Annotated in this window: 27 protein-coding genes, 1 tRNA gene and 1 rRNA gene; 20 read left to right on the top strand and 9 right to left on the bottom strand. The window is 53.1% G+C overall.

The genetic code is table 11. The features are described from left to right. Window positions 1-16 precede the first annotated feature (16 nt). Window positions 17-1,528, bottom strand: a complete 1,512-nt coding sequence (locus Q0X64_RS03340; RefSeq protein WP_297809047.1) for a hypothetical protein — start codon at window positions 1,526-1,528, stop codon at window positions 17-19. A gap of 80 nt (window positions 1,529-1,608) precedes the next feature. Continuing rightward, window positions 1,609-2,943, bottom strand: a complete 1,335-nt coding sequence (locus Q0X64_RS03335) for a porin (protein ID WP_297809045.1) — start codon at window positions 2,941-2,943, stop codon at window positions 1,609-1,611. Between the two features lie 277 nt (window positions 2,944-3,220). On the opposite strand from Q0X64_RS03335, the gene Q0X64_RS03330 reads away from it, so the two are divergent. The 3 genes from Q0X64_RS03330 to groL all read left to right on the top strand — a co-directional run bounded on the left by Q0X64_RS03330 (window position 3,221) and on the right by groL (window position 5,791). Then, a complete protein-coding gene (locus Q0X64_RS03330; RefSeq protein WP_297809043.1) occupies window positions 3,221-3,697 on the top strand; it encodes an FxsA family protein in 477 nt (158 codons plus the stop codon). Window positions 3,698-3,817: 120 nt separating this feature from the next. Beyond that, window positions 3,818-4,108 carry a co-chaperone GroES gene (gene groES / locus Q0X64_RS03325; RefSeq protein WP_297809041.1) on the top strand — a complete coding sequence of 97 codons (291 nt, stop codon included), beginning with the start codon at window positions 3,818-3,820 and terminating at the stop codon, window positions 4,106-4,108. 45 nt (window positions 4,109-4,153) lie between these two features. Then, window positions 4,154-5,791, top strand: a complete 1,638-nt coding sequence (groL, locus tag Q0X64_RS03320) for a chaperonin GroEL (RefSeq protein ID WP_297809040.1) — start codon at window positions 4,154-4,156, stop codon at window positions 5,789-5,791. Between the two features lie 72 nt (window positions 5,792-5,863). Here groL and Q0X64_RS03315 read toward each other — a convergent pair whose 3' ends face one another. The 6 genes from Q0X64_RS03315 to Q0X64_RS03290 all read right to left on the bottom strand — a co-directional run bounded on the left by Q0X64_RS03315 (window position 5,864) and on the right by Q0X64_RS03290 (window position 9,160). Then, complete coding sequence (locus Q0X64_RS03315; protein ID WP_297809038.1) at window positions 5,864-6,232, bottom strand: DUF6164 family protein; 369 nt, start codon at window positions 6,230-6,232, stop codon at window positions 5,864-5,866. A gap of 2 nt (window positions 6,233-6,234) precedes the next feature. After that, window positions 6,235-6,864 carry an alternative oxidase gene (locus tag Q0X64_RS03310; RefSeq protein WP_297809036.1) on the bottom strand — a complete coding sequence of 210 codons (630 nt, stop codon included), beginning with the start codon at window positions 6,862-6,864 and terminating at the stop codon, window positions 6,235-6,237. Between the two features lie 93 nt (window positions 6,865-6,957). Continuing rightward, complete coding sequence (locus Q0X64_RS03305) at window positions 6,958-7,320, bottom strand: lysozyme inhibitor LprI family protein (RefSeq protein ID WP_297809034.1); 363 nt, start codon at window positions 7,318-7,320, stop codon at window positions 6,958-6,960. A 56-nt stretch (window positions 7,321-7,376) separates the two neighbouring features. Further along, window positions 7,377-7,715, bottom strand: a complete 339-nt coding sequence (locus Q0X64_RS03300) for a tRNA-binding protein (RefSeq protein WP_297809032.1) — start codon at window positions 7,713-7,715, stop codon at window positions 7,377-7,379. A 43-nt stretch (window positions 7,716-7,758) separates the two neighbouring features. After that, window positions 7,759-8,724 carry a PA2778 family cysteine peptidase gene (locus Q0X64_RS03295; protein WP_297809030.1) on the bottom strand — a complete coding sequence of 322 codons (966 nt, stop codon included), beginning with the start codon at window positions 8,722-8,724 and terminating at the stop codon, window positions 7,759-7,761. 37 nt (window positions 8,725-8,761) lie between these two features. Continuing rightward, complete coding sequence (locus tag Q0X64_RS03290; RefSeq protein WP_297809028.1) at window positions 8,762-9,160, bottom strand: DUF6627 family protein; 399 nt, start codon at window positions 9,158-9,160, stop codon at window positions 8,762-8,764. Between the two features lie 230 nt (window positions 9,161-9,390). Here Q0X64_RS03290 and glnE point away from each other — a divergent pair, with 230 nt between their 5' ends. Genes glnE through queC form a run of 15 tightly spaced genes read left to right on the top strand, consistent with a single transcriptional unit; the run spans window position 9,391 to window position 22,945 of the window. After that, window positions 9,391-12,219 carry a bifunctional [glutamate--ammonia ligase]-adenylyl-L-tyrosine phosphorylase/[glutamate--ammonia-ligase] adenylyltransferase gene (gene glnE, locus Q0X64_RS03285; RefSeq protein ID WP_297809025.1) on the top strand — a complete coding sequence of 943 codons (2,829 nt, stop codon included), beginning with the start codon at window positions 9,391-9,393 and terminating at the stop codon, window positions 12,217-12,219. Window positions 12,220-12,242: 23 nt separating this feature from the next. Further along, the gene (locus tag Q0X64_RS03280) at window positions 12,243-13,175 is read left to right on the top strand and encodes a branched-chain amino acid transaminase (protein ID WP_297809023.1); all 933 of its coding nucleotides are present in this window, start codon (window positions 12,243-12,245) and stop codon (window positions 13,173-13,175) included. Window positions 13,176-13,235: 60 nt separating this feature from the next. Further along, a complete protein-coding gene (locus Q0X64_RS03275) occupies window positions 13,236-13,985 on the top strand; it encodes a YebC/PmpR family DNA-binding transcriptional regulator (protein ID WP_297809020.1) in 750 nt (249 codons plus the stop codon). A gap of 10 nt (window positions 13,986-13,995) precedes the next feature. Then, window positions 13,996-14,532, top strand: coding sequence for a crossover junction endodeoxyribonuclease RuvC (gene ruvC / locus Q0X64_RS03270; protein ID WP_297809017.1), 537 nt, complete (start codon window positions 13,996-13,998; stop codon window positions 14,530-14,532). Next, window positions 14,529-15,128 (top strand): Holliday junction branch migration protein RuvA, encoded by a 600-nt coding sequence (ruvA, locus tag Q0X64_RS03265; RefSeq protein WP_297809015.1) that lies wholly within the window; start codon window positions 14,529-14,531, stop codon window positions 15,126-15,128. The genes ruvC and ruvA overlap by 4 nt, the downstream gene beginning before the upstream one ends. Beyond that, window positions 15,128-16,144: a Holliday junction branch migration DNA helicase RuvB gene (gene ruvB / locus Q0X64_RS03260; RefSeq protein WP_297809013.1), complete on the top strand. Its 1,017-nt coding sequence runs from the start codon at window positions 15,128-15,130 to the stop codon at window positions 16,142-16,144. The genes ruvA and ruvB overlap by 1 nt, the downstream gene beginning before the upstream one ends. Continuing rightward, window positions 16,144-16,548: a tol-pal system-associated acyl-CoA thioesterase gene (ybgC, locus tag Q0X64_RS03255; protein WP_297809010.1), complete on the top strand. Its 405-nt coding sequence runs from the start codon at window positions 16,144-16,146 to the stop codon at window positions 16,546-16,548. The genes ruvB and ybgC overlap by 1 nt, the downstream gene beginning before the upstream one ends. Then, entirely contained in the window at window positions 16,538-17,209 is a 672-nt protein-coding gene (gene tolQ / locus Q0X64_RS03250; RefSeq protein WP_297809852.1) for a protein TolQ, read from the top strand. Before ybgC ends, tolQ begins: the two co-directional genes overlap by 11 nt. A 24-nt stretch (window positions 17,210-17,233) precedes the next feature. After that, window positions 17,234-17,689 carry a protein TolR gene (gene tolR / locus Q0X64_RS03245; protein ID WP_297809007.1) on the top strand — a complete coding sequence of 152 codons (456 nt, stop codon included), beginning with the start codon at window positions 17,234-17,236 and terminating at the stop codon, window positions 17,687-17,689. A gap of 9 nt (window positions 17,690-17,698) precedes the next feature. After that, entirely contained in the window at window positions 17,699-18,892 is a 1,194-nt protein-coding gene (tolA, locus tag Q0X64_RS03240) for a cell envelope integrity protein TolA (RefSeq protein WP_297809005.1), read from the top strand. A 12-nt stretch (window positions 18,893-18,904) separates the two neighbouring features. Next, window positions 18,905-20,203, top strand: coding sequence for a Tol-Pal system beta propeller repeat protein TolB (gene tolB / locus Q0X64_RS03235; protein ID WP_297809002.1), 1,299 nt, complete (start codon window positions 18,905-18,907; stop codon window positions 20,201-20,203). A gap of 18 nt (window positions 20,204-20,221) precedes the next feature. After that, the gene (gene pal, locus Q0X64_RS03230; RefSeq protein ID WP_297808999.1) at window positions 20,222-20,791 is read left to right on the top strand and encodes a peptidoglycan-associated lipoprotein Pal; all 570 of its coding nucleotides are present in this window, start codon (window positions 20,222-20,224) and stop codon (window positions 20,789-20,791) included. Between the two features lie 2 nt (window positions 20,792-20,793). Beyond that, entirely contained in the window at window positions 20,794-21,615 is an 822-nt protein-coding gene (gene ybgF / locus Q0X64_RS03225) for a tol-pal system protein YbgF (RefSeq protein ID WP_297808996.1), read from the top strand. 20 nt (window positions 21,616-21,635) lie between these two features. Continuing rightward, the gene (gene queE, locus Q0X64_RS03220) at window positions 21,636-22,277 is read left to right on the top strand and encodes a 7-carboxy-7-deazaguanine synthase QueE (protein ID WP_297808995.1); all 642 of its coding nucleotides are present in this window, start codon (window positions 21,636-21,638) and stop codon (window positions 22,275-22,277) included. Further along, the gene (gene queC / locus Q0X64_RS03215) at window positions 22,274-22,945 is read left to right on the top strand and encodes a 7-cyano-7-deazaguanine synthase QueC (protein ID WP_297808992.1); all 672 of its coding nucleotides are present in this window, start codon (window positions 22,274-22,276) and stop codon (window positions 22,943-22,945) included. Before queE ends, queC begins: the two co-directional genes overlap by 4 nt. Here queC and Q0X64_RS03210 read toward each other — a convergent pair. Continuing rightward, window positions 22,936-23,226, bottom strand: coding sequence for a hypothetical protein (locus Q0X64_RS03210; protein ID WP_297808989.1), 291 nt, complete (start codon window positions 23,224-23,226; stop codon window positions 22,936-22,938). The two genes, queC and Q0X64_RS03210, sit on opposite strands and share 10 nt — an antisense overlap. An 84-nt stretch (window positions 23,227-23,310) precedes the next feature. On the opposite strand from Q0X64_RS03210, the gene Q0X64_RS03205 reads away from it, so the two are divergent. Then, window positions 23,311-23,386, top strand: a tRNA-Lys gene (locus Q0X64_RS03205). Window positions 23,387-23,976: 590 nt separating this feature from the next. Beyond that, window positions 23,977-24,098: ribosomal RNA gene (locus Q0X64_RS03200) — 16S ribosomal RNA — on the top strand; the annotation flags it as partial.

Here is a 24,098-nt window from a genome sequence, read left to right as displayed (position 1 = left end):
TGAGCTACTGTGGCTTTTAACGTAATTGAAATACGGCCAGTGTGCCGTCTTTTTCATTGGCGGTGTATATATAATGCGACCCACTGTCTTTGTCCTGATAGTAGGCCACACCCTCTGGGGCCACCTTTCCATCTTCTGCATCAGCATTGATCGCAGTAATATCCAGAATGACGGGCTGCTGAGGGTTTTGCAGGGATAACAATGCCAGCGCATTCGCTCTCTCCAGACCAATTGCCGCATAGTCGATACCCATGTCGGTAAAGCTGATCAGCATTTCCGGTTCGGAGCCTTTATTGTCACTGCGCGACTCCGGGTAAATGCCTTTATTATGTGCCATCAGATCAATCTGATTGCCGGTATCAGCAATAAACTCACCATTGCCGGCATCAAATACACTGATGGTTCTGCCACCACCTGCCGGACCTTTTTTAGTTTTAGAGGCCTTGGGATCGGTATCGCCTTCATCAGCGGTCAGCAGGAAACGACCACTTTTACTGATGGCAATGCCATCGGGCTCTCTCAGGGCGGTCAGAGTCTCGCTGAAATCAACATTCTGGTTGTCGTCCAGATCGGCCGGATGGGTTGTGGTGCCCAGGCCAAAGCTGTCGATGATAGTGGCTGACTCAGTATCTACTACGAGCATGCCATTGTTCTCCTGCAGGCTTACCCAGACTGTTGAGCCATCAGGCGAAAAGGCCGGGTATTCAGGCTCAAGCACATCAGGTTGATTATCGAATAATGGAAACAGGAAAAGCTCTCCGTCTTCCTCTTCCACTCTGACCGGCTCTCCGCGGAATGTGCCCACAGTCATTTTGTTTTCGCTAATCGTACCGTTGTTGTCCAGATCGACATCTTCTTCAGTGATTTTGCCATCACCATTCCAGTCAATTTCACGCTCAATAAAACGCTTGTCAGCCGCACTGACAAACCCGGCTTTACCGGTCAGGTCTGGCAATGCAATTTGTACGGCTTCACTCTGCTGCGCTGTCTGTGCCAGCTTAAGCAGAGTCAGAGAGCCTTCAGGAGAACTGAAAGTTTCATCTTCCGGGTGGTAGATAAAGGCTTCAGCTTCATTGGGTAACATCGCATAACGGCCGGTGGGATCAATCACCACGGCGTCCGGGCCTATGCCGGTTGGCAAGCTGGCCAGCAATGTACCCGAGTCAATGTCATGAAACTGAACACGACCTGCGGCAGTGGCACCTGTAGCCTGAATCGCAGCCAGAAAATAGGAATATTCCGGGTGCATGGCGACAGAAGTTAATTGCTCGCCGTCAGTTAGTGACAGTGCATGGCTGTGTTGTTTGACAGGTTGACCGGGGTTGGCAATGGAATAAATATCGACGCTGCCTTTCTTACTGTTAGAGACGGCAAGCTGCTTGCTGCTGCTTTGCACAGAGACGATCTCATCGCCTTTCTTGTTGCCGGTCTGGATCACATCCAGCAATTCAACAGTATCCAAAGCCGATGCATTGACACTGACGCTCAGTGCCATAGTGGCAAGCAAAGTTTGATACATCATTTTCATTAATTTTTTCTCCATAAAAAAGCCCCACTTAAAAGATTAAGCGGGGCTTTTTAAGACTGACATCAATTCAGTGCTTTAGCTTAGAAGTCAATTTGACCACGCAGCTGGAAGGCTTTGATGTCTTCATCAGAAATACCCTGACCCGGGTATTCAACAGTGGCATCGATATAGTTCGCCATCACACGGATGTTGCGTGTGGCGTACCAGTTCAGACCAATGGTAAAGATATCGCCTTTTTCACCGGCATCAGTCACAGCCGCTGAGCTTGAGTCGTACAGGTCAATTTCAGAGTAGCGCAGTGCCAGTTCCCAGGCACCGTAGCCACCGTTACCCACAGTGCTCTTCGGAGAAACACGGCCGAATTCGCCAGCGTCTGCCTCATAGGCACGTGATTCACCAGTCAGGAAGAAGCTACCGTAGACATACCAGCCGTCAAAATCGACATCATCAGTTTCAGTATTGATGCTCTTGTCAAAGTATTCAGCTTGCAAAGAGAAAGGACCAAACACGCCAGCTGCTTCAAGACCGATGGTATCGTCATCTTCAACGCCATCAATGTTTGTCAGGTAAGGGCGTGTATCCACAGTGTGAATTTCAGGGCGGGCACGGAAACGCTGGTCACCGTGTGTGCCGTTGTTCAGACCTTCTTCTTCATATTCCTGGTGGTGCCATGACACACCCAGGTGAATGGCGTTGCTGCCGTCAACCAGTGGTGCGAAGTGAGCACGGGCACCGTAGCCGTAATCTTCATCTTTGTCTTCGTTGTTGTTGTCGATACCGTCCATATGTACCGCACCTTTCAAAGACCAGTTATCACCGTTGGTGGCAGCGCTCAGACCATTTTGACGACCGGGAGAGAAAATGTCGTTGGTCAGGCTGCGTTCCATAAAGGTGATGTATTTAGAACTGGTTTGCTCTTCCAGGCTGAAAGGCATTTTGTGGTTACCCAGTGTGAAGTCAACGGCATCGAAACCGGTGTAACCAATATAAGCGTCTTTGATTTCGACTTCGTCACCGGCGAAACCGACCTGCATTTTGTATTTCCAGTCGTTGAAAACAGTGCCTTTCATGAACAGGCGGGCACGACGCAGTTCAGAACCGTCACCACTGGCATCGCCAATACGTTCTGCGCGATCATCATCATCGATCCAGGCGTAGTCAGCCATCACACGACCGCCGACCTGTGCCTTGAATGCGCCGTCGCCGGATTCAAGCTTCATCGCGCCTTTTTTCAGACTGACTGAAACCGCTTCTTTCTCAACTTTATTAACTTTGTTAGCGACTTCTTCGCTGGCTTCTTTGTCCGCTGCCGCGGCATTTTTCAGCAAGTCGTAATCCTGAGAGCTGATGGTGCCTTTGTCACGCAGCACTTCCAGCAGATCCATCATGGCATCGTTGTTAGCTTGTGCTGGCATGACTGCTGCACCAAACAACGCACCTGCGATTAAAAGAGATGTTGATTTGAGTTTCAAGGGACTATCCTCTTGGTTGGTTTTTAAATCCGGTCCAATGCCGAAGTCCCGCACACCTTATGCCCGAAATATTTCACGCTGATGAAAAAACCATGACAGTTTGATGACAATGCGACAAAACGACATTTTTTGTTGTATCTGTGCAACAAATTCGCGCTGGACTTGAAAAAAGCCTTGTCGTCCCAATGTCATCTATTACACCCAGGAACTGGAAAAGCTTATGTTTCGATTGCTGTTTGTTTTATTTCTGATAGTGCCGCTGGTGGAGATCTATTTCCTGATCCAGGTTGGACAGGTAATAGGGGCTGGCTGGACGATCTTCCTGGTAGTGGCCACCGCAGTGATAGGGGCTTTTCTTTTACGGCTGCAGGGCTTCCAGACGCTGTACCGGGCACAGACTTCAATGGCGCAGGGGCAAATCCCGGCGACAGAAATGCTGGAAGGGTTGTGCCTGTTGATTAGTGGTGCATTGCTACTGACGCCGGGCTTTTTCACTGACACTGTGGGCTTCTTACTGCTGACACCGCCGGTGCGTCAGGCTTTGATTAAACAGATGCTCAAAAACAGCCGGATGATTTTCAGTGGTCGTGGCAAAGCCGGGTTTTATCAGCAGCGTTCCTATCGGTCGTCGACAGAGGATGACGACATCATTGAAGGTGAAGTGGTCGACGAAGACGATTCCAGACACCTCAAATAGCACAAAAAGCTTAAAAAAATTTTCGCTCAGCCCCTTGAAAGCGGGTTTTCAGCCCCCATTTAATGGGAGCCAAAACAAACAACTTGGTCCTAAACAGACATTTTTTCGGAGGAATTACAGATGAATCTTCGTCCCCTTCATGATCGTGTGATTGTGCGTCGCATGGAAGAAGAAACAATGAGTGCTGGCGGTATCGTTATCCCCGATAACGCGGCAGAAAAACCATCACGCGGTGAAGTCGTTGCCGTTGGTGATGGCAAAGTAACCGATTCAGGTGACGTTCGTGCATTGACTGTTAAAGTCGGTGACAAAGTATTGTTCGGTAAATATGCCGGTACCGAAGTCAAGGCTGACGGTGAAGAGCTGCTGGTTATGCGCGAAGACGACATCGTTGCTGTTATCGAAGGCTAATCTTTTCTGGATTCATTTGCTTTATAAAGGATAAGAGGAATCAATATGGCTGCTAAAGAAGTCAAATTCGGCGTCGATGCGCGCCAGAGAATGGTCACCGGTGTTAACACCCTGGCCAATGCTGTCAAAGTCACTTTGGGTCCAAAAGGTCGCAACGTGGTTCTGGAAAAGAGCTTTGGTGCACCGACCGTGACCAAAGATGGTGTATCAGTCGCCAAAGAAATCGAACTGGAAGACAAGTTCGAAAACATGGGCGCCCAGATGGTGAAAGAAGTCGCTTCACAAACCTCTGACGCTGCCGGTGACGGTACCACTACTGCGACCGTACTGGCTCAGGCTATTCTGCGTGAGGGCATGAAAGCCGTGACTGCCGGTATGAACCCGATGGATCTGAAACGCGGCATCGATAAAGCCGTTCAGGCTGCGGTTGAAGAGCTGCGTCAAATGTCATCACCTTGTGATGATGATAAAGCCATCACCCAGGTCGGTACTATCTCGGCCAATTCTGATCTGTCAGTCGGTAAAATCATTGCCGAAGCGATGCAGAAAGTCGGTAAAGAAGGCGTTATCACCGTGGAAGACGGCAGCGGCTTCGACAACGAGCTGGACGTGGTTGAAGGTATGCAGTTCGACCGTGGTTACCTGTCGCCTTACTTTGTTAACGAACAGCAAACCATGAATGCTGAACTGGAAGACCCGTTCATTCTGCTGTTTGACAAGAAAATCTCTAACATCCGCGATCTGCTGCCAACCCTGGAAGCAGTTGCCAAGTCCAGCCGTCCGCTGCTGATCGTCGCTGAAGACGTGGAAGGCGAAGCGCTGGCGACACTGGTTGTCAACAACATGCGCGGCATCGTTAAAGTCTGCGCGGTGAAAGCCCCTGGTTTCGGTGACCGTCGTAAAGCGATGCTGGAAGACATCGCAGTGCTGACCGGTGGCACCGTGATTTCTGAAGAAGTCGGCCTGAGCCTGGAAAAAGTGACGCTGGATCACCTGGGTCAAGCCAAGAAAATCACTGTCAGCAAAGAAAACACCACCATCGTTGACGGTGCGGGCCGTGCTGATGAAATTCAGGCACGTGTTGAGCAAATCCGTGCTCAAATCGCCGAGTCTTCTTCAGACTACGACAAAGAAAAACTGCAGGAACGCGTGGCCAAACTGGCTGGCGGTGTTGCCGTGATCAAAGTCGGTGCGGCTACCGAAATTGAAATGAAAGAGAAAAAAGCCCGCGTTGAAGACGCGCTGCACGCAACCCGTGCCGCCGTTGAAGAAGGCGTGGTCCCGGGTGGTGGTGTCGCACTGGTTCGCGCAGAAAGCAGTCTGGGTGAGCTCAAAGGTGACAACCACGATCAGGACATGGGCATCAAACTGGCGCGTCGCGCAATGGAAGAACCACTGCGTCAAATCGTCAGCAATGCCGGTGCTGAAGCATCGGTCATTCAGAACGAAGTGGCAGCAGGAAAAGGTAACTTCGGTTACAACGCTGCGACCGGTGAGTTCGGTGACATGATTGAGTTCGGTATTCTGGACCCAACCAAAGTGACTCGCACCGCATTGCAAAATGCCGGCTCTGTAGCAGGCCTGATGCTGACTACGGAGGCGATGATCGCTGAACTGCCAAAGGAAGACGCACCAGCCATGCCTGATATGGGTGGCATGGGCGGTATGGGCGGCATGATGTAATCAGCCGTTCAGTCCTTCTGAAACAAAAAGCCCCGACACATTGTGTCGGGGCTTTTTTGTATGGGGGAGGGTTCAGAGGTGCAGGGTTTTCCAGAATGGCAGCAGCATCACTGCCAGCACCAGGGCCACCACGGCAATGACGCCCAGCAGGCGGAAGGGGTGATGGATGCTGTATTCCCAGAAGCTTGCCTCTTCACCACTGGCAACACGGGCCTGGTAGTCAGCCTGCATTTGCTTTGCGCGCTGCTTTTGATAATCGTCAATCACAGCCTGTGCCTGAGATAACTGATCGCGGTCACGCAACCAGATAGCCGCCACGCCCAGGCCGAATAGCCCGGCCGAAGTCTCATAGATATCAAAGCCGCCCTCATCGAGGAGCTGACGGATATCCTGATGTTCATCTTCCGGCACCTGAGCCAGTCGGAATAATAAGGCTGCCATGATTAAGGGTGCTCACCATTTTGCACTTGATTGGCGAAGTCGTGGTTCACATCACGGTGCTTGGCCTCATCATCACGCACTTTCACGATCACCTCGCGCAGCCGCGCATCGGCGGGCAGATCCCAGTAACCAATGGCAATCTGCGGTGCCGGGACATTCTCGTACTGACCGTTATCAACGCCGTTAAGGTATTCGGTGTAGCTGTACACCGCTTCTTCTTCCAGGTAACCAACAATACGGTGGGCCACCCGTGATGAACACAGGTAGAGCAGGAAGAACAAGTTATAAAACACACCCTGGGTGACGATGACCAGCAAGCGCTCAAAGATATTGGGTTTGGCGATATGAATAAAGGTGAGCAGGTGCATGCGCTCGTTTTCAGCTTCTTCCAGCAAGGTGGCAATCCAGCCGTCATCATCCTTCATCTTTCGCAGAGATCGTAGATGCTGTAAAGCACCGCCCACCATGCCGGGCACCGCTGCTACGGTTTCCAGGATCACGGCACGGTGGCCATAGCGTCCTGCAAAAAAGGCATCGGCAAAAAAGCGCATAAATTTAACCACGCGCAAGGCCAGCCTGTCGGAAAAGCAACGCGGTGAATAATGCGGGGGCGACTGATAATTTTCTGCCATGCTGTGTCCTGTAAAGCCTTTATCTTTGCATCTGTGAGAATTTAAACCGATTTCGGGTATACAGGTAAAGTCTCAATGCTGAGCGTCGCGCCGTCAGGGCGAGGGTGAAGGCTCCGGCAACAGTGGCTCCTGACTGTCCATAAAGTTCAGGTAGGTAGACCACAACTCATGGCTGCGCTGTTGGGTTTTATCAATCAGACAGCGCCAGCCAATCGGGCCGCGAATGGTGCCGTCTATCCAGATGGTGTAGAGCGAGTTGCAGTGGTCATCGCGATATTGTTGCCAGGCATGCTGGGCTTTGCTGATGGCTGTCAGAACCGCCTGATTGTCCTGATAACGCTCGCGGCTGGCCTCCAGATAACGTTGCATGGTGTTGTCTGCTTTTTCCAGCTCTGCTTCCAGACAGGCATTCATCGCCACGGTGGTGTCTGCCTCAGTGCAGGGGAGTTGGGCCATGACCGTAGCCGGTAAACAGAAAAGGCTTAACAACAGCAAAAAACGCATTTATCACCTCAGGCGAGTCGGGTGCCGTTGGGCACTTCGGCATCCGGAACGGCCAGCACCACGCTGTTATCGTCACGGTGAAAGCCGGTGACCAGACAGGCTGACATGATAGGGCCGATTTGCTTGGGAGGAAAGTTGGTGACGGCCATCACCTGCCTGCCTACCAGATCTTCCGGAGAATAGAGATCGGTAATCTGGGCACTGGATTGACGCGTGCCAATCTCAGGGCCGAAGTCCAGCTGCAGAATATAGCTTGGATTGCGGGCTTCCGGAAACGGCTTGGCATCAATGATGGTGCCCACCCGCAGTTCGACCTGCTCAAATTCAGGCCAGCTTAAATCAGCCATCAACGTCTCCACATAAAAGCAAAATGCTAACCCGAGAAAAGGTTTATTGGTAGCGCGGGCAGCGTGGCACTTCGCATTGTCCTGCCGGCACTGTGCGCTGGCCGACCAGTTCTTTGAGACTGTCAGCCAGGTTCTGATCTTCGGGATCCAGCCTGACGGCACAGCCAATGGCTTTAATCGCGCCCACCCGGCATTGTCGGGCCATCATCGCGTAAGCGAGGTTATTCCAGGCACGGGCATTGTCGGGTTCAATTTTCACGGCGCGGCTGAGCGCCTGATGCGCACCTTCAAAATCTTCCATCTGATATAGAGCATTGCCCAGCGTCATTTGTGGCAGAGCCTCATTCGACCAGTGCTGACTGGCAGTCTGGAAGGCGGTTAACGCCGCTTGTTGATGACCGGATTGCATCAATTCACTGGCGCTGCGGCTGTATTGCAGCACATTGGCGGTGACCGGTACTTCATCAGGCGCGGTAAACACATAAGCCCAGTGTTTGCCGCGCTGCCAGGTGCGTTCAAAAGTTGAGAATGCCACTAAATGGCGTTTCTGGGTGCCTGAGCGCAGGATCAGTTGCTGGGCACTGAGGTCATAACCGACCACCACCGCATAGTGCCACTGCGGTAACCAGTCCAGCGCCAGATTCTGAAATACCAACACCGGCCGCCCTGATGCGACTTCTCTGAGAATTGCTTTTAACTCAGGGGCCAGTTGATAGGCCAGCAGTTGGGCACTGCGGGCAGTGGCGATCATTTCTATCTGCAGGCTGCCTTTGCGCTCGGGGATATAAACCTTATCGACCAGTTGCTGGGGCGTGACGTCAATGCCCTCACTGGTCAACATGGTGGCCAGCGCCGCCGGTCCGCACTGGTATTTTTCCTGCGGATAAAAAGCAATGCCGCTGAGTTCAACCTGGCTGGGCAGGTTTGTCGGCACCTGGCTGATCAGCTCCCGGGTTTGCGGTGTCCCGGCACAGGCACTGAGCAGCAGAGCAAAAAAAACGCCAGACAACAGCCTGGCGCTTTTTTGTATCAAGCTTGCGTTCATCCTAGTGATTAATGTTGTGAACGAAACTGAACACGTCTGTTGCCCCCAGCATATCGGTGACAACAAAAACGATGAAGATGACCAGCAAGGCACCGAGGACACCGCTACCTGCGGGCATCTGTTCAAAATCCTGTGCGATCTGGGCCAGCTCCTGATCACTCATCTGAGCGATGCGTTGTTTAGCATCGTCGATATCCACGTCCATCGCGACCAGCTTGTTCTGCACATCCTGGCGATCAAGCTGACTTAATACTTCCTGTTTGGTTATTTGTTGTTGTGAGTCGGCGATCAATTGGCTGTTATCGACCATGGCGGCCTGTAACGGTGCCATGTGCATACTCAGGAATGCCAGAATTGACAGCACCGGGATGATTTTTCCAAGTCGTCTGAAAAAATGCATAAATACTCCTTATCAAAGTGAAGTAGTCCACAACTGCTAACCGTGGCAGTTATAAGACAACTGGCAAGCTAACAAATTCATCTGAAAATCTCGACCAGTTGAAACCCGCTTTGTGACCCAGCCGGCAAAATCACCCTGAAAATCTATTCGGCCTGTGACAGAGTTCATGTTTGGACATCCGCCCGCTTGCGGTAAAGTAGGGCTTTTATAGCTTCAACTCAGGAAATCATATGACCGCTGCCTTTTCCCTGCCCGAAGACTGGCAAGGCATCTTGAACGATTATCCGTCGCTGCAGGAGTCGGCGCCGGCAGTGTTGACCGGTAGTGACTATGTGAATCAGTGGGGGCAACGCCAGCCGGCGCAACTGGCAGAGTTAATGGCGGCGAATATTATCGAAAAGACGCTGTCAGCTGAGGACTTTGCCGAGCAGCTTGCCACCAGGCTGGAGCAGGTCACCACGGAAGAGTTACTGCAACAACAACTGCGGCGTTTTCGTCATCAGCAAATGGTCCGCATTATCTGGCGGGATTTGGCCGGTTGGGCTGATCTGGCCGAGACCATGGCCGATCTGTCAGCATTGGCCGATGTCTCTATTGCCCAGAGTCTGGCATTGCTGCATGAGTGGCAGGTTGAGCAACTGGGTGAACCCTGTGACGAGGATGGCAACCCGCAGTACATGGTGGTACTGGGCATGGGTAAGCTGGGGGCGGGCGAGCTTAACCTGTCTTCGGATATCGATTTGATCTTCACCTATCCCGAAGATGGTCAGACCCGCGGTGGCCGCCGCGAGCTGACTAACACCGAGTTTTTCACCCGTGTCGGTCGCAAGCTGATCCAGTCGCTCGACAGTCAGACTGTCGATGGTTTTGTGTTCCGGGTTGACATGCGGCTGCGTCCCTTCGGGGAGAGCGGGGCCCTGGCTTCGAGCTTTGATGCGATGGAAGAGTACTACCAGACCCAGGGCCGGGAATGGGAGCGCTACGCCATGATCAAAGCGCGCAGCATTACCGGCACTGATGAAGCCAGAGAACAATTACGGGAGATGCTGCAGCCCTTTGTCTATCGACGCTACCTTGATTACGGCATGTTTGATTCGCTGCGTGAGATGAAGTCGATGATTGCCGGACAACTGCATCGCAACGGCATGGAAGACAATATCAAACTGGGCGCGGGCGGCATTCGTGAAATTGAATTTATCGGCCAGGTGTTTCAGTTGATTTATGGCGGCAGGGATAAACCGCTGCAACAGAGACCTATCCTCACTATTCTCGATGGTTTAGCCGAGAGGCAGCTGCTTTCCGACTATGCCGTGGAGGAACTCAAGCAGGCTTATGATTTCCTGCGCCGTACTGAGCACCGTATTCAGGCCTGGGCCGACCAGCAAACACACTTGCTGCCCGCTGAAGAGGAAGGGCGTCAGCGCCTGGCCTGCGGCATGGGCTTTGAAGACTGGGAGACGTTTGCAGAGACGCTGTCACAGCATCGTCAGCAGGTGCACGATCATTTCAACCAGTTACTGGCGGCGCCGCAAGCCGAAGACGAGGCGGCCACGAATAACATATCGCTGCTTAATGCCGGCGAGGAAGACAAGCTCCAGTACCTGACTCAATGTGGTTATCAGGATCCGGAAGCCTGCCTGGAAGTCATCGACAAATTGCTGGAAATGCACATTTGCCGCAACCTGAGCCAGACCGGACGCCAGCGGCTGGAAAAACTGCTGCCACTGCTGGTGCAGGCCGCGGCTGGCGTTGATAATGCCGACGAGTGTCTGTCGCGACTGATGCCGTTGCTGGCCTCGATTATGCGTCGCAGTGCTTACATGTCTCTGCTGGTGGAAAATCCACTGGCCCTGTCGCAGCTGATTAAACTCTGTGCTGCCAGTCCGCTGATCAGTCATCAGCTGGCTCGTTACCCGGTTTTGCTGGATGAGCTACTGGATCCCCGGTCGCTTTATGAAGTACCTGAACGGGAAGAGCAAAAGGCGCGTCTGGAACAGTTCCTTTCCTCGGTCGATGCCGGTGACCTGGAAGAATTGATGAATCGCCTCAGGGAATTTCGCCAGATCGCCACTTTGCATGTGGCGGCCGCCGATGTGACCGGGGTTTTACCGGTGATGCGGGTGGGCGATCAGCTAACGGAATTGGCGGAAATTCAGCTTGAAAAAGTCTGGCAACTGGCCTGGCAGCATCTGGTTTCGCGTCACGGCTATCCACCCGCAGCCCAGGGCGATGATCCCACCCACTGCGGTTTTACCATTCTGGCTTACGGTAAATTGGGCGGCCTGGAGCTGGGCTATGGTTCGGATCTGGATCTGGTGTTCATCTTTGATGACAGCCAGCAGGGCATGACTGACGGTGATAAGCCGGTGGAGCTGATGGTGTTCTATACCCGGCTGGCGCAGCGCATGATTCATTTGCTTTCCACCATTACGCCGGGTGGCATCCTTTACGAAGTGGATATGCGGCTGCGCCCCAGCGGCGCCTCCGGTCTGCTGGTCAGTCCGGTCAGTGGCTTTGCGGACTATCAGCAGACCGAGGCCTGGACCTGGGAACACCAGGCTTTGGTGCGCTCGCGTTGCGTGGTGGGGGATGAAAAACTGTCGGCGCAGGTTCGCCAAATCCGCGAACAGGTGCTGTCAAAGCAACGTGATACCGCCGAGCTGGCTGACAAGGTGCGCGATATGCGCGCCAAGATGCGCGGGCAACTGGATAAAACTGAGGGTCAACTGTTTGATCTGAAACAGGGTATCGGCGCCATGACCGATATCGAGTTCATGGTGCAATATGCGGTACTGGCCTGGTCAGCAAACTTGCCTGAACTACTGGTTTACACTGATAATATCAGGATTTTGGAAGCGCTGGTGGCCAGCGGCAAACTGGAGCCCGATGAGGGTGAAATGCTGGCAGAAGCCTATCGGCGCTATCGCTCAGAGGCGAATTACTGCGTATTGCAGGAGCGGCCGGCGCTGGCTCCTGTTGCGCAAGTGGGCGACTATCCACAGCAGGTAGCCACAATTTGGCAACGCTGGTTGGACGAAGATCTGACCGGCTCCGATTAACAGACAGACTTGGAATTTTGGATATGGTAGCAGCAACAATGGCGGATCGTGACGGCCTGATTTGGCTGGACGGCAAAATGGTGCCGTGGCGTGAAGCGAAGGTACACGTTTTGACGCACACCCTGCATTACGGCATGGGCGTGTTTGAAGGTGTCCGCGCTTACAAGACCGATGATGGCACCGCAATCTTCCGTTTGCAGGAACACACCGACCGTCTGTTCCGCAGCGCCAAGATCCTGGGCATGGGTATTCAGCAGGACAAGGAAACCATCAACGAAGCGCAGCGCCAGGTCGTGCGTGAGAATAACCTTGAATCCGCCTATATCCGCCCGATGTGTTTTTACGGTTCGGAAGGCATGGGCATTCGTGCCGATAACCTGAACGTGCACACCATGGTCGCGGCCTGGAGTTGGGGCGCTTATCTGGGCGAAGAAAACATGACCCGGGGCATTCGCATCAAGACCTCGTCATTTACCCGCCACCACGTCAATATCACCATGTGTAAAGCCAAGGCCAACGGTAACTACATGAACTCCATGATGGCTTTGCAGGAAGCAGTCAACTGTGGCTACGACGAAGCACTGCTGCTCGACGCTCAGGGCTTTGTCTGTGAAGGCAGTGGTGAAAACTTCTTTATGGTGCGTGATGACGTGCTCTACACCCCGGAGCTGACATCAGCGCTGGAAGGCATTACCCGCGACACCGTCATCACCCTGGCGCGTGATATCGGCCTGGAAGTGCGTGAAAAACGCATCACCCGTGATGAAGTTTATGTCGCCGATGAAGCTTTCTTTACTGGTACCGCGGCGGAAGTCACACCTATCCGTGAGTTGGATAATCGTCCTATCGGTCAGGGCAGCCGTGGACCCATCACCGAGAAGTTGCAATCGATGTACTTCGACCAGGTTCTGGGCCGCAGCGAGATGTACCGCAACTGGAATACGCTGGTCGACTGATAACGAACATTACTGAGGCCGGTAAACCGGCTGTAAGCAAAGCAAGAGGTAATAAGCACAATGGCAGGTCATAGTAAGTGGGCTAATATTCAGCATCGTAAAGGCGCACAGGATGCCAAACGCGGCAAACTGTTCACCAAGCTGATCCGTGAGATCACCGTCGCAGCACGAATGGGTGGCAGCGACCCCGATTCCAACCCACGTTTGCGGGCAGCAATTGATAAGGCGCTGGGCAGCAATATGACCAAGGATGTCATCGAACGCGCGACCAAGCGTGGTGCCGGTGAGCTGGAAGGCGTCAACTACGAGGAAATCCGTTACGAAGGCTATGGCCCCAACGGCATTGCCATCATGGTGGACTGCATGACCGACAATAAAAACCGCACAGTTGCCGCAGTGCGTAATGTGTTTTCCAAGCGCGGCGGCAATATGGGCACCGATGGCTGTGTCGCCTTCATGTTCAACCAGAAAGGCATTATTACGTTGCCTTCCGGTACTGAAGAAGATGAAGTGATGGAAGCGGCACTGGAAGCCGGTGCAGAAGATATCGTCACCAACAGCGATGGCAGTCTGGATGTTTTCACTTCTCCGGAAGATTATTCCACCGTCAAAGACGCACTCGTTGCCGCCGGGATTGAAGTTGAATCCTCGCAGGTCACCATGCACCCGGATAACACCGTCAGCCTGGAAGTGGACGATGCCAAGAAAACCATCGGTCTGATCGAAGCGTTTGAAGAACTGGATGATGTGCAGGAAGTCTATTCCAACGCGGATTTCTCTGATGAGGTGATGGCACAGCTGGAAGGCTGAAGCCGATTCTATGCCGCGCATTCTGGGTATTGATCCCGGTTCCCGTAAAACCGGCTTTGGCATTATCGAGCTGGATGGCAAAAAAATTAAACACGTGATCAATGGCCGCCTCAAAGTCGGCGACGGCGAGTTTGCTGACCGCTTAAGGCAGATCTTTGAAGGCCTCAGTGATCTGATCGAGCGCTATCAGCCGGACATGGTCGCGGTAGAAAAAGTCTTTCTGCATAAAAATGCCGACTCGGCACTGAAGCTGGGGCAGGCACGCGGCGCGGCCATCTGTGCCGCGGTCAACAAACAACTGGCGGTGTCGGAGTACAGCGCCACCCAGATAAAAAAAGCCGTGGTCGGCAATGGCCACGCGAAAAAAGATCAGGTCCAGTATATGATGTCTGTGATTCTGAACCTACCGGAAGTGCCGGAAGAAGATGCCGCTGATGCGCTGGCCTGTGCACTGACACATGCCCATCACGCTTCGGTCGGCAGCAGTCAAAGCAAATTACCGGCAGGCATGCGCACTAGCCGTCGCGGAGGACGATATAGTCGATGATTGGACGTTTACGTGGGGTTATCATTGAAAAGCAGCCACCTGAGCTGGTGGTGGATGTGCAGGGTGTGGGTTATGAGTTATCAGCGCCGATGTCGACCTTTTTCAACCTGCCCGCCGTCAATGATGAAGTGACCTTGTTCACGCATATGGTGGTCAGGGAAGACGCCCAACTGCTCTATGGCTTTGCCACTGAACGCGAGCGCCTCCTGTTTCGCAGCCTGCTTAAAGTTAATGGTGTCGGTGCCAAGCTGGCGCTGACCATTCTCTCCGGCAGTGATGTTGATACCTTTGCCCGCAGTGTGCAGGACGGTGATACCGCCAGCCTGACCCGCCTGCCCGGTGTCGGTAAGAAAACCGCCGAACGCCTGATCGTGGAAATGCGCGATCGCCTCAAGGAAGTCAGCAGCGCGATGGGACTGCAGGATATTGTGGTCGATAGTGTTTCTGCACCGGCGGGTGGCGCCAAGAACGAAGCGGTGGAAGCATTGATGGCGCTGGGCTATAAACCCGCGGAAGCTGACAAGATGCTGCGCAGTTTTGATATAGATGGCATGTCCACCGAACAGATTATTCGCCAGGCGTTGCAGAGGCACTAATGGAAGAACGCTTCATTTCGCCGCAGCCTACCAACGATGAAGAGCGCATCGACAGGGCGATTCGTCCGGTCAGGCTGGATGATTATATCGGCCAGCCGGTGGTGCGTGAGCAGATGGATCTGTTTGTCTCCGCAGCCCGCAACCGTGAAGAAGCGCTCGACCACACGCTGATCTTCGGCCCGCCCGGGCTGGGTAAAACCACGCTGGCAAATATCATCGCCAATGAAATGGGCGTCAACCTCAAGCAGACTTCGGGCCCGGTGCTCGAGCGTCCCGGTGATCTGGCCGCCTTGCTGACCAATCTTGAACCCAATGATGTGCTGTTCGTGGACGAAATTCACCGCCTGAGTCCGGTGGTGGAAGAAGTCTTATATCCGGCGATGGAAGATTATCAAATCGATATTATGATCGGCGAAGGGCCGGCAGCACGCTCGATTAAGCTTGATCTGGAACCGTTCACTCTGGTAGGTGCCACTACCCGCGCCGGTTCTCTGACGTCACCCCTGCGCGACCGCTTTGGCATTGTACAAAGGCTGGAGTTCTATGCGGTAGAGGATCTGAGCACCATCGTCCAGCGCAGCGCCGGCATTCTGGGCGTCAAGCTGGAGCAGGGCGGTGCCAATGAAATTGCCCGCCGCTCGCGGGGCACGCCACGGATTGCCAACCGCCTTTTACGACGGGTACGTGACTATGCCGAAGTCAAGTTCAACGGTGAAGTGACCGCTGAAGTGGCCCGTCAGGCACTGGATTTACTGGATGTCGATAACTACGGTTTCGATATGCTGGATAGAAAATTATTATTGGCGATTATCGAAAAATTTGAAGGCGGCCCGGTCGGCATCAACAACCTGGCAGCGGCCATTGGCGAGGAAGTCGGCACCATTGAAGACGTGCTGGAACCGTATTTGATCCAGGAAGGTTTCATTATGCGTACCCCGCGTGGACGGGTGGCGACCAAGCGCGCCTGGCTGCACCTCGGGCTGAACTCACCGGACCTGACGCTGGACGGTCATTAATGCAGACGTTTGACTGGCCGGTGCGGGTTTACTACGAAGATACCGACGCTGGCGGAGTCGTGTATCATGCCAACTATTTGAATTTCATGGAGCGGGCGCGGACAGAGTGGTTACGTGCCCTGGGGTTTGAACAGGACCAGCTCAGGACAGAGCATAATCTGTTGTTCGCCGTGCATTCGATGCAACTGACTTACCGCAGGCCGGCCCGTTTTAATGATGCTTTGTTGATTCAATCACGGATAAATAAAGCATCCGGTGCTAGTATGCAGTTTGAACAAAACATCTATCGCGGCGAGGAACTGTTATGTCAGGCTTCAGTCAGAATTGCGAGCCTGGATGCCGAGTCCTTTCGCCCCAAGTCCATACCCACCTTTATTTTGACGGAGATGCATGGTGACTGCTGATCTTTCCATTATCACGCTGATTTCTGAAGCCAGTTTGCTGGTCAAGCTGGTGATGCTGGCGTTGTTACTGATCTCGTTCTATTCCTGGCTGCTGATTTTTCGCAAGCGCAGTGAACTGGAACAGGCCAAGCGTGATGCTGATGCTTTTGAAGACAAATTCTGGTCCGGTAACGAACTTAACCGGCTGTATGAAGACATTTCTTCAAGGCCGCATGCCAGCCGGGGCATGGAAGGCATTTTCGAAGTCGGCTTCAAGGAATTTGTTCGCCTGAAAAAATCGAACGGCAGCGGTCATAATGCGGTGCTGGAAGGCTCGCAGCGGGTGATGCGTATTTCGCTGGCCCGTGAAATTGACCAACTGGAAACCTCGCTGCCGTTTCTGGCGACCGCCGGTTCCACCAGTCCCTATATCGGTCTGTTTGGTACAGTCTGGGGCATCATGAACTCATTCCGGGCGCTGGGTAATGTGCAACACGCGACCCTGGCAATGGTGGCTCCTGGTATCGCCGAAGCCCTGATTGCAACAGCGATGGGCCTGTTTGCTGCGATTCCGGCGGTCATCGCTTATAACCGTTATTCCCACGAAGTAGAGCGGCTGATTAACCGCTACGATACTTTCCTGGAGGAATTTTCTTCCATTTTGCAGCGTCAACAGGATTAACCGTTAAGGTACCCGGGTAGAGATATGGCTGTTCACAAACCAATGCGACAACGCCGTAAGCCGATGGGCGAGATAAACGTCGTACCGTATATCGATGTGATGCTGGTGTTGCTGATTATCTTTATGATCACCGCACCGATGCTGACCCAGGGTGTGAAGGTGAACCTGCCGCAGGCGACGGCAGAGCCGGTAGAAATGCCGGATGAGAATACCGAGCCCTTGATCGTATCGGTTGATGCCGATGGCAAGTTTTACGCTGCCATCGGTGATCGCCAGGACGAGCCAATAGCTGCTCGTGAGCTGATGGCGAAAACGCAAGCTGTATTGCGCCGTAATCCGCAGACGCCGGTGATGGTCAGAGGCGATAATGCCGCCAGCTATGGCTACGTGGTCAGTGCCATGGCACTGTTACAAAAAGCCGGTGCACCCAGCGTTGGTTTGATAACTCAGCAACCTGATCCGGTGAGCGACGACGAATAAGAACGCACAATGAAAAAAGCATTCGTTGAAAATTTTCTGTCAGGAAGCTACTCACTGCTGTTGCATGCTGCTCTGCTGGTATTGCTGGTGGTGGGGCTGGAGTCAACCAGCACACCACAGGTTGCCTCTAACCCAGAAACTGAAATCGTGCAGGCCACAGTACTGGATGAAAATCTGATAGAACAGGAAATGGCCAAGCTTGAACAGCGCGAGCAACAGGAGCGTGAAGCCGAACAGCAGCGTCAGCAGGAACTGGAAGATCGCTTGCAGCAGACCCAGGAAGAACTGGCCCGCAAAGAACAGGAAGCCCTGGATCTGGAACAGCGTTCTGAACTGGAAGAACAGCGCCGTCAGAAACAGGCGGAACAAGAACAACAACGCATTGCTGAGCTCGAGAAACAACGGGAGTTGGAAGAGCAAAAGCGTAAAGAAGCCGAACAGCAACGCCAGCAGGAAGAAAAGCGGCGTGAAGAGGCTCAGGCCGAGCGTGAGCGTATCGAACAGGAAAAGCTGAAAGCCGAACAGGAACGCCAGCGTATCGAGGAAGAAAAAGCCAAAGCTGAAGCCGAGCGCCAGCTTATCGAGGAAGAAAAAGCCAAGGCGGAAGCTGAACGCCAGCGCATCGAGGAAGAGAAAGCCAAAGCCGAAGCCGAACGTCAGCGCATTGAAGAAGAAAAGCGCAAGGCGGAAGAAGAACGCCAGCGATTAGAAGAGCAGCGCCGCAAGGAAGAGGAAGAACGCAAACGTCTGGAAGAAGAAAAGCGTAAAGCTGAGGAAGAGGCACGTCGCAAAGCCGAGGAAGAAAAACGCAAGGCCGAAGAAGCACGGCGTAAAGCTGAAGAGGCCGAGCGTCAGGCTGCCGAAGATGCGCTGCAGCAACAACTGGAGCAGGAGCAGCAGGAACGCGAGGCACGCCGGGTGCAGGGCGTAGTCGATCAGTATTCGATTATGATCAAGCAACGCGTTAAGCGTTACTGGATCCGTCCCGCCAATACGGCAGAGGGCTTGCAAGTCACGCTCCGGGTCACCTTGTTACCGGGCGGTGATGTGCGTGACGTTAAAATCGTTAAAAGCAGTGGCAACCCGGTGTTTGATCGCTCTGCAGAAAATGCGGTTTACAAGGCAGCGCCTCTGCCTCAGCCTTCTGATCCCAAAGCGGCTGACGCGCTGCGCGACTTCCAGTTTATTTTCAAACCAGAATAGAGGACAGAAACAATGTTCAGACAGTGGTTCAAACTCATCGCGCTACTGATAGCATTGGTGCCATGGCCGGCGCATGCCCTGCTTACGATTGAGATCACCGGCGGTTCCGAAGCAGCACTGCCGATTGCGATTGTCCCGTTCGGGGTTGAGGGTTATGCACCGCCGGAAAATATTTCCGATATTGTCAGCAACGATCTGGCAAGCAGTGGCCGCTTCGCGCCGCTGGAAAAACGTGATCTGATTTCAGAGCCGCATGAAGGCCAGCAGGTCAACTTTCAGGACTGGCGCCTGCTGCGCTCCGAAGGTTTGCTGATCGGCAAGATCAGCAGTCAGGATGGCGAAAACTACCAGGTTCAGTTCCAGCTTTACGATGTTTACAAAGCCGAGCAACTGGTAGGCAAGCGCTATAATGTGCCTGCCTCAGGTCTGCGCAATCTGGCGCATCAGATTTCCGATATCGTCTATGAGACACTGACCGGTGAAAAAGGCGTGTTCTCAACCCGGCTGGCTTTTGTCAGCGAGATGAAAAATGCGGATGGCAGCAAGCGCTTTGCTCTGCAGGTCTCTGATGCCGATGGCGCTAACCCGCGCACAGTGCTGCAATCCACGCAGCCAATCCTTTCTCCCAACTGGTCACCGGATGGTCAGCAACTGACCTATGTGACTTTCGAAAACAACAAAGCCGAAGTCTATGTGCAGCAACTGAGCAGCGGTCGTCGCAACTCGGTTGCTTCATTCCGTGGCCTTAATAGTGCCCCTGCGTGGTCACCGGACGGCAAGAAGCTGGCGCTGACTTTGTCGAAAAACGGCAACCCGGAAATTTATGTACTGGAACTGGCTTCCGGTAATCTGTCACGGGTCACGCATAATTCACAGGCCATCGATACCGAGGCGGTGTGGCTGCCTAATGGCCGCGAAATCCTGTTTACTTCGGACCGCGGTGGTCGCCCGCAGATTTACCGGGTGAATGCTGATGGTGGTCGTGCCGAGCGGGTGACCTTTGAAGGCAGTTATAATGCGTCTGCGGATATTTCACCGGATGGCCGCAATATGGCGATGGTGCATGCCGTCAATGGCAAGTTCCATATTGCTATCCAGGATTTGCAGACAGGTGCCGTGCAGGTGTTAACAGAAACCACGGCAGATGAATCCCCGAGCTTTGCGCCCAACGGCCGCATGATCCTGTATGCGACAGAGCAACAAGGCAGAGGTGTTTTGGCGGCAGTCTCCGTGGACGGCCGTATTAAACAACGCCTGGGAGAATCAGGCAGTGCAGTTCGAGAACCGGCCTGGTCGCCGTTCAGACAATAATCCGATAGGAGATAATCAATGAAGTTATTCAAATTATTTGCAATTATTCTGCCGCTGTTCGCGCTGGCAGCCTGTAGCTCTTCGCCGGATAAAGGGATGCAGGAAGGGGATGTGCTGGTTGAAGACCGTGGCGCTGAATCTGCCGGTGTTGATGGTCAGGGTGCTGACGGTGAAGACATGGGCGCTGAAGCCAAAGTCGTAGTCGGTGAAGATCAGTATGCCGGTAATGAACTCAATGATCCGGATAGCCCGCTATCCAACCGCACTGTCTATTTTGAATACGACAGCGATGTGGTTCGTAACGAGGATCAGCAAACCCTGCAGGCTCACGCTGCCTACCTGGCGGAAAACCCTAACCTGACCGTGCGTCTGGAAGGCCATACTGATGAGCGTGGTTCACGCGAATACAACCTGGCTTTGGGCGAACGTCGTGCTTTGTCAGTGCGCCGTATTCTGATGTTGCAGGGCGCGAGCATTGACCAGTTCCAGGTCACCAGCTTTGGTGAAGAGCGTCCTGCCGAAGAGGGCGGTGACGAATATGCCTGGTCACAGAACCGTCGTGTTGAACTTGTTTACGTAGGTCGATAATTATGCAGTTTAACGGCAAAACAAGCCTTATCAGTGCCGTGATTCTGGCCGCCACTCTGCCCGGCATTAGCTGGGCAGAGGATGGCCAGCCGCTGCAACAGCGGGTGGAGCGCCTGGAACGCATTATTCAGGGCCAGGGATTGATGAATCTCATCACCCGTGTTGACCAGTTGCAAAACGAGGTCAAACGGCTGAACGGCGAAAATGAAACCCTGCGCCATGAACTGGAGCAGATGCAAAAGCGCCAGCGCGAGATGTATATCGATCTGGACGAGCGTATGACGCAACAGGCTCAGGCGACACCACCGCAGACAAGCATGCCTGCCGATAACACCAATGGCAGTCAAACACCTGCACCGGCGTCGCAAACCACTGAACCTGCTTCTGGCGAACAGTCAGCACAGCAAACCCAGACGCCGGATTCTGCGCCGGCCTCGGTAGAAGATGGCGAAGCGGCTTACCAGTCTGCTCTGCAAACCCTGCGTAGCGGTCAGTACGAAGAAGCCATTGCCGCTTTACAGGCTTTCCCGGAACAATATCCGGGCAGTACCTATCTTCCTAATGCCTATTACTGGCAGGGTGAAGCCAAATACGTGTTGCGTGAATTTGCTGATGCGGCCGCGCTGTTTCAGATCGTCATTGATCAATATCCTTCCAGTACCAAGGTGCCGGATGCGATGCTCAAGCGTGGTTTCAGCGAGCAGGAAATGGGTGATCCCGCCCGAGCTACTGCCACGCTGCAGCAGGTCATTGAACAATATCCTGACACTTCGGCCGCCAGACTGGCCAAAGTCAGATTGGATCGTATCCAGCAGTCACAATAAACACTGAGCCGGGAATTATTATGGCCCAGTGCCGCATTACCGAAATTTTCTATTCTTTACAGGGCGAGTCCCGCACCGTGGGGTTGCCCACGGTGTTCGTGCGGCTGACTGGTTGTCCACTTCGCTGCGGTTATTGTGATACCGAGTATGCGTTTTATGGTGGCGAAAAAATGGAGATCGACGATATCGTCGCCCAGGTCGCTGCCTACAAACCCCGCTATGTCTGTGTCACCGGCGGTGAACCGCTGGCTCAGCGCAACTGCCTGCCTTTACTCACAGCGCTTTGTGACATGGGCGTCGAAGTCTCACTGGAAACCAGTGGTGCCATGGATATCAGCGACGTTGATCCACGGGTCGTGCGGGTGATGGATCTTAAAACACCAGGCTCGGGCGAGGAAAGCAGAAACCGCTACGACAATATCGCACTGCTGGAACAAAAAGATCAGCTCAAGTTCGTTATCTGTCATCGTGAAGATTATGACTGGGCCCGAAGCAAACTGATTCAGTATCAATTAAACGATCGCTGTGAAGTGCTGTTCTCACCGATTCATGGTGAACTCAAACCGGCGGATCTGGCTGACTGGATTGTCGAAGATAATCTGCCGGTCAGAATGCAGTTGCAGTTACATAAATATCTGTGGGGAGATGAGCAGGGTCGATGAAACGCGCGGTAGTTTTATTATCCGGTGGTCTTGATTCAGCGACCGTACTGGCGATTGCCAAAGCGCAGGGCTATGAAAGCTACACCATCAGCTTTGATTACGGCCAGCGTCATCGCGCTGAACTTCATGCATCCGCCTTGCTTTCAGAACAACTCGGTGCGGTTTCGCATAAAGTCATTAATATCGATCTGACCGCTATTGGCGGTTCGGCATTGACTGACACCAATATCGACGTTCCTCATGAGGAGCAGGCAGGTATTCCGGTGACTTATGTGCCGGCGCGCAATACCGTCTTTATGTCGATAGCCCTGGGCTGGGCCGAAGTGCTGGAAGCCGAAGCGATCTTTGTGGGTGTGAATGCCGTTGATTATTCCGGTTACCCGGACTGTCGTCCCGAGTATATTGCGGCCTTTGAAAAAATGGCGAACCTGGCCACCCGCTCCGGGGTGGAAGGACATCCATTAAAGATTGAAACCCCGCTGATTGATTTGAGCAAGCAGGCCATTATTGAACGCGGTAATGAACTCGGCGTCGATTACAGTCTGACGGTGTCATGCTATGAGGCGGATGACCAAGGCCGTGCCTGCGGTCAATGTGATTCTTGCCGATTTCGTAAACAGGGCTTTGCCCAGGCCGGCATGACAGACCCGACCCGTTATCAGCCCTGATCCAGGCCAAAGCCCGGTGGTTCATCGGTGTCGGTTTCCAGTTCATATTTGTCCAGGGCTTCCAGCGCCTTAAGCAACTTGCTGTGCAACTGGCTATCTTCACCAAAGCGCACATATTCCTCGGCCGCATCGGCGACAGCCTGCAACATCCGGTTGCGTTCTTCGAGAAACAGTACCGCATGAGCAATATGGTGATGATCATTGCCCGTCTCGCGCAGCAGCTCGGCGTTGTTCAGTGCCGTGGTGAATGTGGCTTTATCAGGTTTGGTTATGACTGCCATGTCCGCCTCGTCAGCAAAATGAAAAAAATCTGGGTTTAGGGGTTGTCATTTATCTCAAATACGGTATCATTCTCGGCTTCTTACGGGCCGTTAGCTCAGTTGGTAGAGCACCGGACTTTTAATCCGTTGGTCCTGCGTTCGAGTCGCAGACGGCCCACCAAGATTCAAAAGGGTTATGCTTTTTAAGCATAGCCCTTTTTTATTTCTACCACCATCTTTCCTGAGCGCTGCGCCGCAGCGTGTTCTACTCCCAGATAGCTTCATCATTACCCAAAGCGGAGCGCCGGTCTGTGACCAGACTCACAGTGGCCATCGAATGGCTATTCGGGGCAGCGGTATTTGATAGTGAAAAATCGCTAACTCACTCTTGATGTTTGCTTTTATCAGGCGGAAAATGACAAATTGATGACAGCGGCGAAAATTAGCTGTTGCAATGCCTCAGCCTGTCACGTAAGATGCGCAGCCTCAGTTGATGAGCTTGGCTTTGAAAGCAGGCAGACAACAACGAATTTCAGCGAAATTTCCGGTTTTAAAATGAGTCGAAAATTTCGGTTGACAGTCCGGCGAGGCACTGTATAATTCTCGCTTCTTTGCTGCAGCAAGTTCTGCAGGAAACGCTCTTTAACAAACTGGTATCAAGTAATTTATGTGGGTGCTTACGTTAGGTCGTAGAAAACCTGACGTGAACATTCATGTTCAACGTCAATCAAGATTTGGTAACTTTGTCTTATAAAGTTACAAGCTAGTATTAAACTGAAGAGTTTGATCATGGCTCAGATTGAACGCTGGCGGCATGCCTAACACATGCAAGTCGAACGATGAAGAAACAGCTTGCTGTTTCGGATTAGTGGCGGACGGGTGAGTAACGTATA

It is taken from the genome of uncultured Methylophaga sp., from assembly GCF_947259025.1.
Taxonomy (GTDB): Bacteria; Pseudomonadota; Gammaproteobacteria; order Nitrosococcales; family Methylophagaceae; genus Methylophaga.
This window is presented reverse-complemented; position numbering and strand designations above follow the sequence as displayed.

What these genes read in the sequence shown, in the direction of transcription:
- Q0X64_RS03280 (WP_297809023.1), top strand. Translation starts at nt 12,243, where the DNA reads ATGGTAGCAGCAACAATGGCGGATCGTGACGGCCTGATTTGGCTGGAC.
- ruvC (WP_297809017.1), top strand. Translation starts at nt 13,996, where the DNA reads ATGCCGCGCATTCTGGGTATTGATCCCGGTTCCCGTAAAACCGGCTTT.
- pal (WP_297808999.1), top strand. Translation starts at nt 20,222, where the DNA reads ATGAAGTTATTCAAATTATTTGCAATTATTCTGCCGCTGTTCGCGCTG.
- glnE (WP_297809025.1), top strand. Translation starts at nt 9,391, where the DNA reads ATGACCGCTGCCTTTTCCCTGCCCGAAGACTGGCAAGGCATCTTGAAC.
- Q0X64_RS03315 (WP_297809038.1), bottom strand. Translation starts at nt 6,232, where the DNA reads ATGGCAGCCTTATTATTCCGACTGGCTCAGGTGCCGGAAGATGAACAT.
- Q0X64_RS03310 (WP_297809036.1), bottom strand. Translation starts at nt 6,864, where the DNA reads ATGGCAGAAAATTATCAGTCGCCCCCGCATTATTCACCGCGTTGCTTT.
- ybgC (WP_297809010.1), top strand. Translation starts at nt 16,144, where the DNA reads ATGCAGACGTTTGACTGGCCGGTGCGGGTTTACTACGAAGATACCGAC.
- Q0X64_RS03305 (WP_297809034.1), bottom strand. Translation starts at nt 7,320, where the DNA reads ATGGCCCAACTCCCCTGCACTGAGGCAGACACCACCGTGGCGATGAAT.
- ybgF (WP_297808996.1), top strand. Translation starts at nt 20,794, where the DNA reads ATGCAGTTTAACGGCAAAACAAGCCTTATCAGTGCCGTGATTCTGGCC.
- Q0X64_RS03335 (WP_297809045.1), bottom strand. Translation starts at nt 2,943, where the DNA reads ATGCCAGCACAAGCTAACAACGATGCCATGATGGATCTGCTGGAAGTG.
- Q0X64_RS03300 (WP_297809032.1), bottom strand. Translation starts at nt 7,715, where the DNA reads ATGGCTGATTTAAGCTGGCCTGAATTTGAGCAGGTCGAACTGCGGGTG.
- tolR (WP_297809007.1), top strand. Translation starts at nt 17,234, where the DNA reads ATGGCTGTTCACAAACCAATGCGACAACGCCGTAAGCCGATGGGCGAG.
- ruvA (WP_297809015.1), top strand. Translation starts at nt 14,529, where the DNA reads ATGATTGGACGTTTACGTGGGGTTATCATTGAAAAGCAGCCACCTGAG.
- queE (WP_297808995.1), top strand. Translation starts at nt 21,636, where the DNA reads ATGGCCCAGTGCCGCATTACCGAAATTTTCTATTCTTTACAGGGCGAG.
- tolA (WP_297809005.1), top strand. Translation starts at nt 17,699, where the DNA reads ATGAAAAAAGCATTCGTTGAAAATTTTCTGTCAGGAAGCTACTCACTG.
- queC (WP_297808992.1), top strand. Translation starts at nt 22,274, where the DNA reads ATGAAACGCGCGGTAGTTTTATTATCCGGTGGTCTTGATTCAGCGACC.
- Q0X64_RS03275 (WP_297809020.1), top strand. Translation starts at nt 13,236, where the DNA reads ATGGCAGGTCATAGTAAGTGGGCTAATATTCAGCATCGTAAAGGCGCA.
- groES (WP_297809041.1), top strand. Translation starts at nt 3,818, where the DNA reads ATGAATCTTCGTCCCCTTCATGATCGTGTGATTGTGCGTCGCATGGAA.
- ruvB (WP_297809013.1), top strand. Translation starts at nt 15,128, where the DNA reads ATGGAAGAACGCTTCATTTCGCCGCAGCCTACCAACGATGAAGAGCGC.
- Q0X64_RS03340 (WP_297809047.1), bottom strand. Translation starts at nt 1,528, where the DNA reads ATGAAAATGATGTATCAAACTTTGCTTGCCACTATGGCACTGAGCGTC.
- Q0X64_RS03290 (WP_297809028.1), bottom strand. Translation starts at nt 9,160, where the DNA reads ATGCATTTTTTCAGACGACTTGGAAAAATCATCCCGGTGCTGTCAATT.
- tolB (WP_297809002.1), top strand. Translation starts at nt 18,905, where the DNA reads ATGTTCAGACAGTGGTTCAAACTCATCGCGCTACTGATAGCATTGGTG.
- Q0X64_RS03330 (WP_297809043.1), top strand. Translation starts at nt 3,221, where the DNA reads ATGTTTCGATTGCTGTTTGTTTTATTTCTGATAGTGCCGCTGGTGGAG.
- Q0X64_RS03210 (WP_297808989.1), bottom strand. Translation starts at nt 23,226, where the DNA reads ATGGCAGTCATAACCAAACCTGATAAAGCCACATTCACCACGGCACTG.
- groL (WP_297809040.1), top strand. Translation starts at nt 4,154, where the DNA reads ATGGCTGCTAAAGAAGTCAAATTCGGCGTCGATGCGCGCCAGAGAATG.